This window comes from Oleiphilus sp. HI0079 (assembly GCF_001635105.1).
Genome location: NZ_LWFT01000180.1, coordinates 1 through 980 on the forward strand (window position 1 = coordinate 1; position 980 = coordinate 980).

1 protein-coding gene is annotated in these 980 nt (G+C 43.6%); it reads right to left on the reverse strand.

Features of this window, described 5'->3' with window-relative positions:
* Window positions 1–590 (reverse strand): GNAT family N-acetyltransferase (locus tag A3750_RS02615; protein WP_068548005.1); only part of this gene is annotated, 590 nt, incomplete at its 3' end.
* Window positions 591–980: the final 390 nt, after the last annotated feature.

Below are 980 nucleotides of genomic sequence, written 5' to 3' on the forward strand. Positions count from 1 at the left end.
GAAAGCCAATGATCTGTGATGATCACAGCCGCCGAGTTGCCTTTAAATTGTTGTTCGGTAAACGCATCAACAACATGGATTGTTAAGCGTTTACGTTGGTCCGTATTGAGATTTTTTGTCATCGAAAAATTGGTTAGAACCACTCCATGCCTGTGAATGTGATTGCGCTTAAGTACCTTGAACCCTTTGTACTCGAAAAATGGCCTTGCGACCAGTGAGGCTTCAACATATAGCTGTGCTATTCCCTGAGCGTGTGCCACCAAGGTGACATGCTCAAACAAAGCAGAGGCGACACCTTGCCTTTGAAAGTCTGGATGCGTGTAAGCACAATCAATATGGCCGTCCGAACGCAACTCCATAAAACCGGCAAGACGGTCCTCAACAAACGCAACCCAAGGCTTCGTTCTGCTCAGCCGTTTGTTCCAGTACACATCATCGCCATCACCATCGCCACTAGGCGCTCTAATGCCTTGAATCCAAGCGGCTTTTTGGTCAACACAGTAAATATCGGAATGAATGCCGTTGATCGCCAACACAAATAGTTCCGCAATGTCTTTGGCCATGCCGTCAGAATATGCTTGAATGCGCATAGGGTTTAAATATTGTTTTTCGATTTTGGAATAGATTTAGAGCATAACATCAAAAAATTGGTTCGAAGAAAAATTTGGCTGTGAGATTAAGTAGAGCGAGAGCAATAACGAATAGGTGCGCTCGTTGAAATTATGGATGAAAAGCATCAATCTCGTTTTATACGAGAACGGTGTTTTACTACTTGCTAAACATTTTTGATATGGATGATTACGGATGAGCACTGAAACGCTTCCCATCAAACTGCTTCAGCAGTTTAGCCCGTTAAATAAGTTTTCCGATAAAGAATTAGTGTTACTTTCCGACAAGATCGAAGTGCGCCGCTATATCGCTGGTGAGTGCATTATTGAGCTTGGGAGCGAAGATCATCTAGACTATTTTTTGGCCTCCGG